This window comes from Flavobacterium sp. LS1R10 (assembly GCF_003968825.1).
Taxonomy (GTDB): Bacteria; Bacteroidota; Bacteroidia; order Flavobacteriales; family Flavobacteriaceae; genus Flavobacterium.
Genome location: NZ_RYDH01000007.1, coordinates 144,804 through 159,910, shown reverse-complemented (window position 1 = coordinate 159,910; position 15,107 = coordinate 144,804). Strand labels below are relative to the sequence as shown.

Here is a 15,107-nt window from a genome sequence, read left to right as displayed (position 1 = left end):
AGAATGATGAAATGTCTAATTTTAATACTCGCCTTTTTAATGTCATGGAATTCTTTTTCTCAAACTGAGAGGAGGGGGAAAATTAAAACGGAAGTCGTTAAAAATTACGAACTAAATTACGTTTTGCACATTCCAAAGAACTCCAATGTGGAATTAACCATTTTTGATAATGCAAACCACGACAGTTGGTCGCGCGTGTATGACAACCAAGAAATTTATGATTGGATGTTCCAACAAACAAAAAACAGACAAAATGAAAATTAAACTTATTATATTACTTTTTGGAATTTCTCTTTTTGGCTACAGCCAAAAAAAGACAACTAAAAAGAACGTTAAAATTAAACCGAAAATAGAATTCGTTTCAGAGTTACTTTCTAAAATGACTTTGGAAGAAAAAATAGGGCAATTAAATTTACCTACTTCGGGAGATATTACCACGGGTCCGGCTAACAGTTCCAATGTCGCGAAGAATATCGAAGAAGGTAAAGTGGGTGGTTTATTCAACATCAAATCAGTTCAAAAAATATATGAAGTTCAAAAGATCGCTGTCGAAAAAAGCCGATTGAAAATTCCGTTGCTTTTTGGAATGGACGTAATTCACGGGTATGAAACGACCTTTCCTATTCCGCTTGGATTGTCTTGTACATGGGATATGAAACTGATAGAACGAAGTGCTCAAATTGCAGCACAAGAAGCCAGTGCTGATGGAATCAACTGGACTTTTTCGCCTATGGTTGATATCTCCCGCGATCCACGTTGGGGAAGAGTTTCTGAAGGTTCGGGAGAAGATCCATTTTTGGGAAGCCTAGTTGCAAAAGCGATGGTCAATGGGTATCAGGGAGATGATTTGTCAAAGAATAATACCATTTTAGCCTGTGTGAAACATTTTGCTCTGTATGGAGCACCAGACGCTGGACGGGATTACAATACGGTTGACATGAGCCGAATCAGGATGTACAATGATTATTTTCCTCCCTACAAAGCCGCTGTTGATGCGGGTGTAGGTTCTGTAATGGCTTCTTTCAACGAAGTAGACGGGATTCCTGCTACCGGAAACAAATGGTTAATGACTGATGTGTTGCGTAAGCAATGGGGTTTCAAAGGATTTGTAGTAACTGATTTTACAGGAATTCCGGAAATGATAGATCATGGAATGGGGGATTTGCAAACGGTTTCAGCCTTGGCATTAAATGCTGGGATTGAAATGGATATGGTGGGCGAAGGCTTCCTTACGACTCTAAAGAAATCAGTGGAGGAAGGAAAAGTTAGCGTCGAACAAATCGATAACGCCGTGCGTCTTATTTTGAATGCCAAATATGATCTGGGATTGTTTCATGATCCGTATCGTTACACAGATGCTAAAAGAGCAAAAAAGGAAATTTTTACAGCAAGCAACAGAGCCGAAGCCAGAAAAACAGCTGCTCAATCTTTAGTTTTATTAAAAAATCAAAATCAGTTGCTTCCTTTGAAAAAGTCTGGGACGATTGCCTTAATCGGACCCTTGGCTGATGCCAAAGAAAATATGGCTGGAACCTGGAGTGTAGCCACAAATCAGGATAAATCCATTTCACTTTTGGCAGGAATCAAAGAAGTGGTTGGGAATTCGACCAAAGTGCTTTACGCCAAAGGAAGCAATCTGGATTATGATGCCGCTTTCGAGGAAAAAGCAACTATGTTTGGCAAAACCTTACATCGCGATGACAGAACTACCGAAGAATTATTGGAGGAAGCCTTGAAAATTGCGAATCAATCGGATGTAATTGTTGCCGCACTTGGAGAATCAGCAGAAATGTCCGGAGAAAGCAGTAGCAGAACGAACTTAGAAATTCCACAAGCGCAAAAAGACTTATTACAAGCCTTATTGAAAATGGGAAAACCGGTGGTTTTGGTTTTATTTACTGGCCGTCCATTGGTTTTGGTTCAGGAAAACGAAACCGTTCCTGCTATTTTGAATACTTGGTTTGCCGGTAGTGAAGCAGGCAGTGCAATTGCTGATGTTTTGTTTGGCGATGAAAATCCTTCGGGAAAATTGACTGCTACTTTCCCTAGAAGTGTAGGGCAGGTACCTATTTATTACAACCAAAAAAATACAGGAAGACCTTTAGGGAACAAAGAAGGGAAGTTCGAAAAATTCAGATCGAATTATATCGACGAAAGAAATGAACCTTTATATCCTTTTGGATTTGGATTGAGTTACACCACTTTTGAGTATTCGAATTTGAGGATATCAGCAGATAAAATGAGTTTCATCGAGAAATTAAATGTGACTGTTGATGTCACCAATACCGGAAATTTTGATGGTAAGGAAGTCGTTCAATTATATATAAGAGATTTAGTGGGTTCAGTTACAAGACCGCTAAAAGAATTGAAAGGATTCCAAAAAATAGCAATTAAAAAAGGAGAAAAGCAAACAGTTACTTTCGAAATTTCCCTAGAAGAATTGAAATTTTATAATTCGGATTTGAAGTTTATTGCAGAACCGGGAACTTTTCAAGTTTTTGTAGGAACAGATTCGAACACGGACCGGAAAGTTAGTTTTGAGTTGATTAAATAGATTTGGTTTATTTATTTATGATCGGCCCTTCAGTATTTGTACTGAAGGGTTTTTTTAAACAAAATAATGGTATTTGGCACATGTGAGACTGTGATACACGACTATTTTATTTACTTTTATCAATTCAAAAAATCATTCAAAATGAAATATTTCTTTTCTCTTTTTCTACTCTTTATGTTCAGTTTTGGACATGCTCAAACCGTTCAGTCTCCATCTGGCACTATAGCTCTAAATTTTAAATTAGCAGGAAATGGTCAACCGGCATATTCTGTAAATTACAAAAATAAAGCAGTTGTTTTAGAAAGTCTTTTAGGCATAAAATTAAAGGAAAAACCGGATCTCGACACTAATTTTGAAATTCTGACTTCAAAAACTTCAAGTTTCAGTGAATCTTGGAAACCCGTTTTAGGGGAACAAACCAGTATTCAAAATCAGTATAATGAGCTTAATGTTTCGCTGATCAACAAGGAAACTAAGGTGAAAATTAACATTATTTTTAAAGTTTTTGATGAAGGTGTAGCTTTCAGATACGATTTTCCAAGACAAGCGGAGTTGAATTATTTCATCATTTCGGATGAGGTTACGCAATTCAATTTGACCGAAAATAATAAAGTATTCTGGATTCCAGGAGATTTTGACAGTAATGAATACGAATACAATGAAACTAAGTTTTCTGAAATTGATAACAGCAAAATCAATATGAATAATGGAATTGGAGTAAAATCTATTCCGGGAAAATATATGGTTCAAACACCTTTGATGATGAAAGCACCATCAGGTTTGTATCTCAATATTTTTGAAGCTGCGGTTGTCAATTATCCGGTCATGCACCTGAATGCTGATGTGACAAATTACAAATTAAAAGCCGAATTAGTTCCTAACGCTATTGGTGACAAAGCGTATTTGCAAACACCCTGTGTGTCACCTTGGAGAACAATCATGATTAGCGATGATGCCAGAGATATTGTGGCTTCTAAAATGATTTTGAACCTCAATGAACCGTCAAAATTAGACGATACGTCTTGGATCAAACCCATGAAATATGTTGGAATTTGGTGGGAAATGCATGTTGGGAAATCAACTTGGGATTATGCCGGTTCTCAAAATGCCACTAATTTTGCAGATGCCCCAAAAGCTTCAGGAAAACATGGCGCTACCACGGAAAACACGAAAAGATACATTGATTTTGCCGCAAAAAATGGTTTCGGTGGGGTACTTGTTGAAGGTTGGAATGTAGGTTGGGAAGATTGGAACGGAAACTGGAAAGAGGAAGTTTTTGATTTTACCACTCCGTATCCGGATTTTGATATTGCTGCAATTTCGGCTTATGCCAAAGCAAAAAATGTACAGATGATCATGCATCATGAAACATCGGGTTCTGTCAGTAATTATGAAAGACACTTGGATCGCGCTTTTGATTTGATGAAAAAACACGAATATCCAGCGGTAAAAACCGGTTATGTGGGTAAAATTATTCCGCGTGGTGAATTTCATGACGGGCAATCTATGGTGAATCATTTCAATTTTGTTGTTAGACGTGCCGCGGATTACAAGATTATGATTAACTCCCACGAATCATCAAGACCCACCGGTTACGGACGAACATATCCTAATTATATCGCTGCCGAAGCGGCTCGAGGGAATGAATTCAATGCTTGGAGCGTAGGAAATCCACCTATGCATGAAACTATTTTGCCGTTTACCAGACAACTGGGCGGACCTATGGATTATACACCGGGCATATTTGAAATTAAAATGAGTTATTATGATAAAAATAAAACGGAGCAGGTACACACGACTTTAGCCAAGCAACTGGCTTTGTATGTAACGATGTATTCTCCGTTGCAAATGGCGGCCGATTTATTAGAAAATTATGAGAAATACCCGGATGCTTTTCAGTTTATCAAAGATGTAGAAACAGATTGGGATGAAAGTAAGTATTTAGAAGCTGAACCAGGCGATTACGTTACGGTTGCTCGAAAAACAAAAGGAAAGGAAACCTGGTTTTTGGGTGCAATAACAGATGAGAATGCCAGAAAATCAGAAATTAAATTAGATTTCCTGACCAAAGGAATGAAATACAAAGCCATCATTTATGAAGATGCTAAAGATGCCGATTGGAAAAAGAATCCTATCGCTTATAAAATAAGAACGATAACAGTAACCAGCAAATCAAAAATCAAATTGAATTTAGCTCCCGGAGGTGGAACGGCAATCAGTTTTGAACCAATAAAATAAATAGGATATCCTGCAAGAAAATATAACTTGCAGGATTTTTTTTGAATCTAGCATAAAATATTCAGTAAGAATTACGAAATTGCGACGGCAACCAAAACCAAAATTATAAAGAAGAATACCCAAAAAAGCCCAAATTTATTATGAAAAAATCAATTGTTTTAGCCGCACTTTTCTTTGGTGGAATTACTGCTTTTGCGCAAGCTAAGGAGGAACAAATGTTAAAAGAAATTTACAAATTATCCTTAACCAATGCCAAATGTTATCCTTGGCTGGACCATTTATCCAATACCATTGGATCCCGATTATCAGGTTCTATAGGAGCTGAAAAAGCAGTTTTGTATACCAAAGCACAATTAGAAACCCTGGGTTTAGATAAAGTCTATCTCCAGGAAGTAATGGTGCCAAAATGGGTTCGTGGCGAAAAAGAAATCGCATATTTACAAGTAGGAAAACAAAAAATTAATTTCCCCATTTGCGCGCTGGGAGGTTCAGTGGCCACTCCAAAAAAAGGAGTACAAGCAACTATAATTGAAGTAAACAGCCTGGAAGAATTAACCGTATTAGGGGAAGCAAAAGTAAAAGGAAAAATCATTTTCTTCAACAGAGCGATGAATCCTGAATTTATCGAAACTTTCAAAGCCTATGGGAGTTGTGTTGACCAAAGATCATCAGGAGCCAGAGAAGCTGGAAAACTCGGCGCTTTAGCTGTAATTGTAAGATCCATGAATTTGCGATTGGATGATTTACCGCATACCGGTGCAACTAATTATGGAGAAATTTCCAAAGAACAACGAATTCCAGCTGCTGCCATTAGTACAAATGGAGCCGAACTGTTGAGCAAAAGTTTAAAACAAAATCCAAATTCGCTATTCTATTTCAAACAATCTTGTGAAACATTTGATGATGTTTTATCCTACAATGTGGTTGGTGAAATAACGGGTTCTGAACATCCTGAAAGGATAATGGTCGTTGGCGGCCACCTTGATTCCTGGGATTTAGGAGATGGATCTCATGATGATGGTGCTGGATGTGTGCAAAGTATGGAGGTATTAAATATCTTCAAAAACATTGGGTATAAACCTAAAAATACATTGCGTGTGGTATTGTTTATGAACGAAGAAAACGGAGTTCGAGGCGGCAAAGAATATGAAGTACAGTCCAATAAAAATAATGAAAACCATATTTTTGCTTTAGAAAGCGATTCGGGAGGATTTTCCCCAAGAGGATTTTCAATTGATGCTGATGAAGCAAATTTTAACAAAATCAGTAGTTGGGCAACGTTATTTGAACCATACCTAATCCACAAATTTGTAAAAGGACATTCCGGTGTTGATATTGGTCCACTGCAATCCAATCATATCGTAAAGGTGGGATTGCAACCGGATTCGCAACGTTATTTTGATTACCATCATGCCGCTAATGACACATTTGATGCTGTCAATAAAAGAGAGTTGGAACTAGGAGCAGCGGCTATGGCTTCCTTACTTTATCTGGTGGATCAGCAAGGGATTGTCAATTAAAAAACCAAAATCTTAGAAGGTGCTACATTCAATATTTGAAAGAAATAGTGAATGTAGCACCCTCATTTATTTTACTCTCAACCGCAATTCGCCCGCCTAAGCTTGTGATGTAGTTGTACACTAAATACAGCCCTATACCGTTGCTGTCGTTGTTGCTGTGAAATTTTTCATACAATCCAAAAATCCTGTTTTTTACTTTGTCTAAATCAAAACCCAGCCCATTATCAGAAAAAATTAATTGATTGATTCCATTTACCTTTTTAGATTGTATAGTAATAATTGGAGGGGCATCCGGTTTTGCATATTTAATCGAATTAGTCAATAAATTTAAAAAAATACTTTTGATGTACGCTTTGTTAAAAGTTACATTTTCAAAAGCTGAAAAGTCGATATTAATTTCTGCTTTTGAATCTTGGACTAAAGAATTTATCGAGATCAAGACTTCGTTGAGTGCTTCATTTAGGTTTATTTTTTCTATTTGAGTGTTGATGTTTTCATTATCAATTAATTCATCAATCGAATCGTTTAAAGTTTGTTTTAAATTTTCACTGGTCAATTTAAGAGTGCTGATCAATTCCAGTGTTTCCGGATCATGAATTTTAGTACTGTCTATCAAACTGAAGACCGAAAGCATATTGTTAATGGGAGACTTTAAATCATGGGATGTTTTATGTGACAAAACCGTGAGCTCCTTATTAATTTGGGTAAGATTGGCAAGAAGTAAATTGCGTTCTTCTTCGATTCTTTTTTTATGGGTAATGTTTTTGGCAATCGCATACACTAATCTTTCGGACTCGACAGGCATCGATGTCCAGGACAGCCATATAATTTCCCCGGTTTTTGTTAAATACCGATTTTCAAAATTCAAAAGAGGCTTGTTTTTATATACTTTTTCTCTGGTTTCAATAGTAATTTTAAGGTCAGATGCATACACAAAACTACTGATGGGTCTAGCATACAATTCCTCTTCTGAAAATCCTAATAATTTTGAAACAGCCGGATTTATTCTTCTAAAATAGCCGTCAAATCCCGCAATACATATAAAATCAGCAGATATATTAAAAAAATTATCAAAGTTATATGCCCCATGTGAATCAGTATTCATCTTTGTTACATTCATTATATTTATTAATCTAAAAAGTTTTTTTTAAAGCATCAGTGTCCAGACTCTTTTTGATTTTTATTGTCTGATATAAAAAATTATATTATAAGAAAAGTCATATATTGCCTAATTTTGCAGTTGATAGAATTTCTTCTGATAAAGCAGCATAATAATTTTTTGAAACAATTGGTTGTGGTGTCTCCTGGTCTCGACTTAGCATCATAAGAGAAAATAATTAAAACTTAAAGTGAAAAAAAACAAGCACAATTAACAAATAAAATCCAATTTTTTTTAAAATAGTTTTAAAATTAAAATGGTTAGTGTTTTCCTCTGAATTTAGTGCTGAATTTTTCATTTAATGTAAATTAGGTTATACATGCAAATTTAGAAATAGTAATTCGTCTGGCTATAGGTGTTTTTACGTGATTTTAATTAAGTTTGAAGGGTATTTACCATTCAAGTTTTGGATAGATAAAATTTTTATTATTATGGAAGAAAATAGTACACCACATTTAGCTAATAATATGTTATAATTAACCCGTTGGGTGCAATTAATTTTTGATGATAATTTTTGTCAGTTCGAGTGATCCCGCTTTTGGGCGGGATTATATCGAGAACTAGAAAATTAGTATTAAAAACGGTTCTCGATACACGTCACTTCGAGTGCGAAGCGTATTGAGAAGTTTTGTTCCGTTTTACTACACAAAAAACACTCGAACTGACGTTTTGAATAATTGCACCCAACGGCTTATAATTAAAGAAATACGCTAAACAATTTCAATTAAATCAAAACACATCACGATCATTCAAATAAAATTTTGGTAAACAAAAGAAGGCTGTCATATCCAGACAGCCTCGTTTTTTTATTGTGTGTAAAGTATTTATATTTTGAATATTCCTCCTACAGCAATAATTCTCTGAAAAAAGAAAAAATCTTGTGAAGCACTGTCTTCGGTGCTTTGTGTAGTTCGAATGTCTTGCATGTTAATATACCCTCCTTTGAGTTCTCCCTGGATATAAAAATGTTTAAAAAAAGTAACATTCAATCCTGCTTTCAAAGAAGTTCCATACCCTGAAACATGAAAATCATCATGACGATCTTTTCCTAATAAAGTGGTGTTAGTTTTTGGATATAAGAGACCAAAACCAACTCCTTCGGTTAAATTAACTTGAATTTTATCCGTATTTCTAATTTTGAATAATGACGAGATATCATCATGTCGAGAAAACGCAGTATTCACATAATTTAAACCATCGGTATGTTCATATTTGAGAAATTTTGCTGTCAAAAGAACTTGATTATTGGCTAATAGCTCATCATAAGATCCCGGATTGGGATAATGCCCATTGATCGTTACCGCCTTGTCTTGTAGCATTACATATTTCATGTGATCTACACCTATAGCAACGCTGTAGTGGTCACTTATGAAATACCCCATTCTGAAATTAGTTTGAGGAATAGTCATTTTTGCTGGATTGATATAATCTACATGCCACCCTTTTGGTTTGTCCTGCGCTTGGACATTTTCTAAGGTAAAATTGTAATCTTTACCTCGAAAGGTTATGTCCGACTTGGAGTAAGTATCTCTGTTTCCTCCCCATGAGATGAAAAATTTTCCTTTGTTATGAGTTGTATATTTAGTTTGAATTTCTGTAATTTCCTGTGCAATTATACTATTGGTAAATAAAATAATAAGGGATGCGTAATATAAAAGATATTTCAATATATATGGTGCCTAAATTTAAAATGTGTGTATTGTTTTTCTGATGGCAACTAACTTGGTCATTAAGGATTCAAAATAATCCAAATGCAACATATTAGCACCATCGCTTTTTGCATTGGCAGGATCAAAATGGGTTTCTATAAAGATTCCATCTACGCCTACAGCAATACCAGCTTTGGCAATGGTTTCAATCATATCAGGTCTTCCACCAGTTACACCAACCGTTTGGTTGGGTTGCTGCAGTGAGTGCGTCACATCAAGAACAGTTGTAGCATATTGTTGCATTGTAGGAATTCCTCTAAAATCAACAATCATGTCCTGGTAGCCAAACATCGTACCTCTATCGGTAATCATCACTTTTTCATTGTTACAATCCAATACTTTTTGAACCGCATGTTTCATGCTTTCCGGACTCATGAATTGTCCTTTTTTCAAGTTGACTACTTTTCCGGTATTGGCAGCAGCCATTACTAAATCCGTTTGACGCACTAAAAAAGCTGGAATTTGCAATACATCAACATATTGAGAAGCCATATCCGCATCTTCATTTGTATGAATATCCGTAACGGTAGGAACTTTAAATGTTTCCGAAACTTTTCTGAGGATTTTCAATGCTTTCTCGTCACCGATTCCTGAAAAACTGTCAATTCTAGAGCGGTTTGCTTTCTTGAAGGAACCTTTGAAAACGAAAGGAATTTGTAAATTATCAGTAATACCAACTAGTTTTTCGGCAATTCGCATCGCCATTTCTTCTCCCTCAATAGCACAAGGACCAGCAAGTAGAAAGAAATTACCACTGTCTGTATATTTTATTTGTGGAATATGTTGTAAGTTCATAGTATGATTTTTTAAAGGTGCAAAGGTAGTTATGATTTGCGATTTCCAATTTACGTTTTCCAATTAATTTATCGCATTAACTTTTTTTTGGGAGCTTTTTCCTGCTGTACGTTGCAATCTCCCTGAAAAACGGGAGGATTTTCACTGCCATCGGGGCTAAGGATTTGGTTTATAGGGACTTTTGGGATTTTAAAAACTATTTTTTTTTCAATGTAAGTCCCACCGGAACCATCAATATTCCTTTTTCATAGATGTTCAGGTAGAGTAGTAGCGGTTCTTTCTGACCGTTCCATTTTAATTCATAAATGTCCAGAAATCCAGCACCCATGTCACTTCTTTTAGTTGGAAACGGACAGCAACTTTCTTGTTTGGTATACGTTATTTTTTCACCATTAGGCCCAGCTAATGCGTTCAAAAACCGTTCTTGGTTGATCGTTTCGTTTTTAGTGTTATTAAAGAATATATTGATGGGATAATCCTTATCATATCCATATTTTTTGTTTGTACTGTACTGAGTAATCACAAAAGTATAGTCTTGTGAGAGCAATAAATCGGGAGCATTATCGTCCGTGTTTTTCAAAGTAGATTGTGTACTTATACAAGAAGTAGTACCTATTAGCAAAGCAATAAAAAGGATCGATTTTTTCATATTTAAGGTAGATTTATAATGTCAAAATTTAAACGGCACTTTTAATTGCAAGGAAGTACTTCGACACAAATATAACCAGAACTTCAGACCTTATTGCGAGTTCCCTGAATAATTTACAAGTGTCTATTGTGGAATATAACATTTGTCTTAAAATCTCGTAAAATGCTTCTTATCTTTGTACAAAAAAACAATATGGATATTATTTTTAAAACCTGGTCTTGGTCTGTTTCCGGTTTTTTGATCGGCTTGATTATGCTGGCACTTATTTATTTCGGAAAGTCTTTTGGAATGTCTTCTAATTTGCGTTCGCTTTGTTCGATGGCTGGTTTAGGAAAACGAGTTTCTTTTTTTGATTTTGACTGGAAAGCACAACGCTGGAATTTAGTGGTTGTTCTTGGCGCAATGTTAGGTGGTTTTGTTGCCGTTCATTTTATGAGTGATGCTTCAAATGTAACTATTAATCCTAAAACAATTGCACAATTAGCACAACTTGGTATTGAAGCTCCAAACGGAAAATTAATGCCGGATGCGCTTTTTGGAATCTCCATTTTAGAATCCCCAAAGCATATTTTTATACTGCTTATTGGTGGTGTTTTGGTAGGTTTTGGCTCTCGTTATGCAGGAGGTTGTACTTCAGGACATGCCATTTCAGGCTTGAGTAATTTACAAATTCCTTCGTTGAAAGCCGTAATTGGATTCTTCATTGGTGGATTGATAATGGCGCATTTTTTATTGCCATTAATTGTAAAGTAGATAAGCAATCATTGACTCATAATATAAAATAAAAAGAATGAAAAATATACTAAAATATCTATTGGTTGGATTTGTTTTCGGAATTGTTTTGACTAAATCTGAAGCCGTTTCCTGGTATCGCATTTATGAAATGTTTCAATTTCAGTCGTTTCACATGTACGGAATTATTTCGGTGGCTATCTTGACGGGAATTATTGGCATTCAAATCATTAAACGAAACAATATAAAAGACATTAAGGGAGAATCTATAGAAATTCCGGATAAAGAAAAAGGCTCTGCCAGATACTGGATTGGCGGATTGTTTTTTGGATTGGGTTGGGCATTGGTAGGTTCTTGTCCGGGACCAATATTCATCTTGCTTGGGGCTGGTTTTTGGACCATTTTGATAGTGCTTTTCGGGTCTCTTTTAGGGACCTATCTATATGGACTATTGAAAAATAAATTGCCTCATTAATCGAAAAACACTTGACATCAAAATAGCATTCTCTTGTGGGAATGCTATTTTTTTTTGTTTAATTTTAAAATGCCGGAAACAATCAAATATTGCGCAAGTAAATAGGTTGCCATAATCAGAAAGGAGCTGTATTGCAATGGCGCATAGAATTTATCAAAGGCCAAAAGACTATCTGAAGCTACAAAAACAATAGCGCCAATTAATATATAGCTGTTGGCAGGTTTTTGCCAGTTTAAAAAACCCTTGAGCGCAAATAACAACATAATTGAAATAGTAAGGGCATATAATAGAACAGGAATTTTTAAGTCCCCTAAACTTGGCAATAAAAGCAACATCATTACGATTAAATAAACTACGATTACTGTAACTCCTACCCAGAAAATAATTTTACTATTCTTTAAATAAATTTTCAATTGTTTGTTAAATAGTATGATATACGAAATGTGCGAAAGTAGAAAGGCAATCAGCCCTGCAATAAAATACAACTCTCCTTTGTCAGCAAACATCAAAATAATGTCCCCTATCCACGACAAAGTCAAAGCAGTTATAAGAACTTTTTTAGTACTAAATCTTTCGTGTAAATAAACTGTCAGAATTAGAAACGGCAATAAAAATGGTTTCAAAAACCAAGCTATAGTTTCCCAGCCAAAAAGAATTAGCAATAGATAAACAAGACTAAACCCAATAAAACTCTTTACTTTAATGTTGTGTTTCATATTTTTTTAAGATTGAACGGTAATCATGGCATCTTTTTCAAAATTAGTGCTGACAAAATATACCGTTACAGCCAAGGATAAAAGGAGATAACCACCAATAATATAACTTGCAAAAGGAAAAAGTTGATTCATTCCAAACCAATCGCCAAAATAGAAAATTAGTCCAATTCCAAAAACAAAACGGATACTTTCCCAGAAGATGGAAATTTTGCGGGTATCCATTAATTCCGTGTAACTGTAAACGGTCAGGAAGATGAATGCGCCGTAAATAAATACATTTGGCAACCCTATCACCGCGATAGAATTATACATATAACTGATAAGTAACAACGTTATAATTGCTTGAAATAAGGACCAGTACATTAGTTTTTTAGAATATTGAACGCCGTATTTTTCAAAATCATAAACATTGGTAATTTTGACAACGGGATATTTTTCTTCAAAATTTTCTGGACGCCAGCCTGTTGGTTTAAACCAAATGATAAACTTATCTTTCCAGTTTTCGGCGCGCCAAGCGTCTGTAATCAATAGCCATAAATGCTGAAAATTTATCCGGATCGGATTCCAGGTTCTGGCTGGTCTTGTGATTCCAAAAACAGGTGGAACGCTTTCTAATTCCGCTTGAAAAGTACCAAACAATTTATCCCAAATGATGAATATTTGCGAATGGTTCTTGTCCATGTATTCTGGATTGATGGCATGATGCACCCTATGATGGGATGGTGAAACCAATATCCTTTCCAGAAAACCAATTTTCTTGATGTGCTTAGTATGGTACCAAAATTGAAGGAATAAATGAATTGGTAAGGTTATCGCAATCACTTTGGAGGGAACTCCTAAAAGTGCGGCTGGAATCAATAAAAAGGTAAACAGATTTACAAAACTGGAAACGGGCTGGCGTAGGGCACAGGCCAAATTGAATTCTTCACTGCTATGATGTATCGCATGTTTGTTCCATAAAAAGTTAATTTGATGCGACAAACGATGACTCCAATAGCCATAAAAATCAATAGCTATAAATCCAATAAAATAGGTTAAAAAGGTAGCTTCAAGATTGAATAAAGCTATTTTAGATACGATCCAATCGTAAGAAACCAGTGTGATACTAAGTCCTAAAACATCTTTTAGGGAGTTGACCATTCCAGAGCTCACGCTTGAAACAGCATCCATATTAGGTGCGGTATCTTCCCCTTTGTAATGCCCATAAATTTTTTCGATGCTAATTAATATCAAAAAAATGGGCATTACAAAAACTAAAATTTTACCATATTCTTCCATAAGAACACTTTTTTTATTCAAATATAGAATAAAAGAGAATGTTTTTTAATTATTCACAGTAATTTATTTGTCAAAGGGAATTTTTATTATTCTTAAATTATTTCTGCATTTAATCCTGCTTCTAATAATTGCGTGCATTGTGGTTTTAATTTGTCGTAAGGCCCTGTTTTTACAGTACATTTTCCGTTATAATGTACGATTAATGAACATTGTTCTGCTTGTTCCGGTGTGTGATTGCATACGCGAATTAAGGTGTCAATGACATGGTCAAATGTATTTACATCATCATTATAAACGATGATTTCGTTGTCCAGCTGGGTTGCTTCTTTGACAAGGACTCTTTCTCTTACTTTTTCTTTAGTACTCATTTTATAGGTTTTTGTACTTTCGTAATTAATAAAAAAATAATACTACTAATTTACATATTTTAAAGATACCCAATTGTTTCTTTCAAGTTTTTTAACATAAATCAGTCCTTTTTCGGTACAAGAGGCATCTATAAATGGTATATCTTCATGATAGAAACCGCTTAAAAGTAGCGTTCCATTAGGGTTTAAACTGTCTATGTAACTCTGCATATCGTTCAACAAAATATTCCTATTGATGTTGGCTATAATCAAATCGTATTTTTTACCTTCTAATAAAGAGGCTTCCCCTTCATAAACGGTAATGTGTTTGCAGTTATTACGTGCTGCATTTTCTATAGAATTCAAGTAACACCAATTGTCAATATCAATAGCGTCAATTGGTTGCGCTCCTTTCATTTCGGCAAGAATTGCTAATATTGCGGTTCCACATCCCATATCGAGTGTTTTCATCCCGGTTACATCTATTTCTAATAAATGTTGAATCATCATGTGAGTGGTCTCATGGTGCCCTGTTCCAAAACTCATTTTTGGTTCAATTATAATATCAAATTCGGCATCTGTTTTTGGATGGAATGGTGCTCGTACATGACAGTTTCCGTCGACATCAATGGCTTCAAAATTCTTTTCCCATTCCTCATTCCAGTTGACTTGTTCGATTTCTTCAAATGTATAATCAATCGTAAATTCTTCGGATTGTAAAATATGGATATCCGCTAAGATGGTTTCATTCCATAAATCCTTTTGCACAAAAGCTGAAATCCCGGTTTCAGTTTCTGTAAAACTCTCAAAAGCTCTTTCTCCCAATTCCGCGATTAAGATTTCAGACCCCAATTCTTTAGGTTCAATAGTAAAATGGTACGCTATATAAATATTTGACATGCTTGTTTTTTTTGCAAAGGTAACAATCGCATATT

At 35.2% G+C, this 15,107-nt stretch carries 14 protein-coding genes; 6 read left to right on the top strand and 8 right to left on the bottom strand.

Features of this window, described 5'->3' with window-relative positions:
• Positions 1-3: 3 nt before the first annotated feature.
• From EKL96_RS14505 to EKL96_RS12645, 4 genes are all read left to right on the top strand, one after another.
• Positions 4-264, top strand: a complete 261-nt coding sequence (locus tag EKL96_RS14505; RefSeq protein WP_233579310.1) for a hypothetical protein — start codon at positions 4-6, stop codon at positions 262-264.
• A complete protein-coding gene (gene bglX / locus EKL96_RS12655) occupies positions 254-2,554 on the top strand; it encodes a beta-glucosidase BglX (protein WP_126462989.1) in 2,301 nt (766 codons plus the stop codon). The genes EKL96_RS14505 and bglX overlap by 11 nt, the downstream gene beginning before the upstream one ends.
• 141 nt (positions 2,555-2,695) lie before the next feature.
• Positions 2,696-4,792, top strand: coding sequence for a glycoside hydrolase family 97 protein (locus EKL96_RS12650; protein ID WP_126462987.1), 2,097 nt, complete (start codon positions 2,696-2,698; stop codon positions 4,790-4,792).
• Positions 4,793-4,932: 140 nt separating this feature from the next.
• Entirely contained in the window at positions 4,933-6,312 is a 1,380-nt protein-coding gene (locus EKL96_RS12645; protein WP_126462985.1) for a M28 family peptidase, read from the top strand.
• 28 nt (positions 6,313-6,340) lie between these two features.
• Here the strand turns inward: EKL96_RS12645 and EKL96_RS12640 are convergent, their stop codons facing one another.
• The 4 genes from EKL96_RS12640 to EKL96_RS12625 all read right to left on the bottom strand — a co-directional run bounded on the left by EKL96_RS12640 (position 6,341) and on the right by EKL96_RS12625 (position 10,624).
• On the bottom strand, positions 6,341-7,417 hold the full coding sequence (locus tag EKL96_RS12640; protein ID WP_233579309.1) for a PAS domain-containing sensor histidine kinase: 1,077 nt from the start codon (positions 7,415-7,417) through the stop codon (positions 6,341-6,343).
• An 878-nt stretch (positions 7,418-8,295) separates the two neighbouring features.
• A complete protein-coding gene (locus tag EKL96_RS12635; protein ID WP_126462981.1) occupies positions 8,296-9,138 on the bottom strand; it encodes a hypothetical protein in 843 nt (280 codons plus the stop codon).
• 18 nt (positions 9,139-9,156) lie between these two features.
• Positions 9,157-9,975: a 3-deoxy-8-phosphooctulonate synthase gene (gene kdsA / locus EKL96_RS12630; RefSeq protein WP_126462979.1), complete on the bottom strand. Its 819-nt coding sequence runs from the start codon at positions 9,973-9,975 to the stop codon at positions 9,157-9,159.
• Between the two features lie 196 nt (positions 9,976-10,171).
• Complete coding sequence (locus tag EKL96_RS12625; protein WP_126462977.1) at positions 10,172-10,624, bottom strand: 2-dehydro-3-deoxyphosphooctonate aldolase; 453 nt, start codon at positions 10,622-10,624, stop codon at positions 10,172-10,174.
• A gap of 192 nt (positions 10,625-10,816) precedes the next feature.
• Here EKL96_RS12625 and EKL96_RS12620 point away from each other — a divergent pair, with 192 nt between their 5' ends.
• Both EKL96_RS12620 and EKL96_RS12615 read left to right on the top strand, forming a co-directional pair.
• Entirely contained in the window at positions 10,817-11,377 is a 561-nt protein-coding gene (locus EKL96_RS12620) for a YeeE/YedE family protein (protein WP_126463087.1), read from the top strand.
• 37 nt (positions 11,378-11,414) lie between these two features.
• Positions 11,415-11,831: a DUF6691 family protein gene (locus EKL96_RS12615; RefSeq protein ID WP_126462976.1), complete on the top strand. Its 417-nt coding sequence runs from the start codon at positions 11,415-11,417 to the stop codon at positions 11,829-11,831.
• Between the two features lie 44 nt (positions 11,832-11,875).
• Here EKL96_RS12615 and EKL96_RS12610 read toward each other — a convergent pair whose 3' ends face one another.
• From EKL96_RS12610 to prmA, 4 genes are all read right to left on the bottom strand, one after another.
• Positions 11,876-12,547 carry a lysoplasmalogenase gene (locus EKL96_RS12610; RefSeq protein WP_126462974.1) on the bottom strand — a complete coding sequence of 224 codons (672 nt, stop codon included), beginning with the start codon at positions 12,545-12,547 and terminating at the stop codon, positions 11,876-11,878.
• Between the two features lie 6 nt (positions 12,548-12,553).
• Complete coding sequence (locus tag EKL96_RS12605; RefSeq protein WP_126462972.1) at positions 12,554-13,825, bottom strand: sterol desaturase family protein; 1,272 nt, start codon at positions 13,823-13,825, stop codon at positions 12,554-12,556.
• A 92-nt stretch (positions 13,826-13,917) separates the two neighbouring features.
• Complete coding sequence (locus EKL96_RS12600) at positions 13,918-14,193, bottom strand: ATP-dependent Clp protease adaptor ClpS (RefSeq protein WP_126462970.1); 276 nt, start codon at positions 14,191-14,193, stop codon at positions 13,918-13,920.
• Positions 14,194-14,238: 45 nt separating this feature from the next.
• Complete coding sequence (gene prmA, locus EKL96_RS12595; RefSeq protein ID WP_126462968.1) at positions 14,239-15,072, bottom strand: 50S ribosomal protein L11 methyltransferase; 834 nt, start codon at positions 15,070-15,072, stop codon at positions 14,239-14,241.
• Between the last annotated feature and the right edge of the window lie 35 nt (positions 15,073-15,107).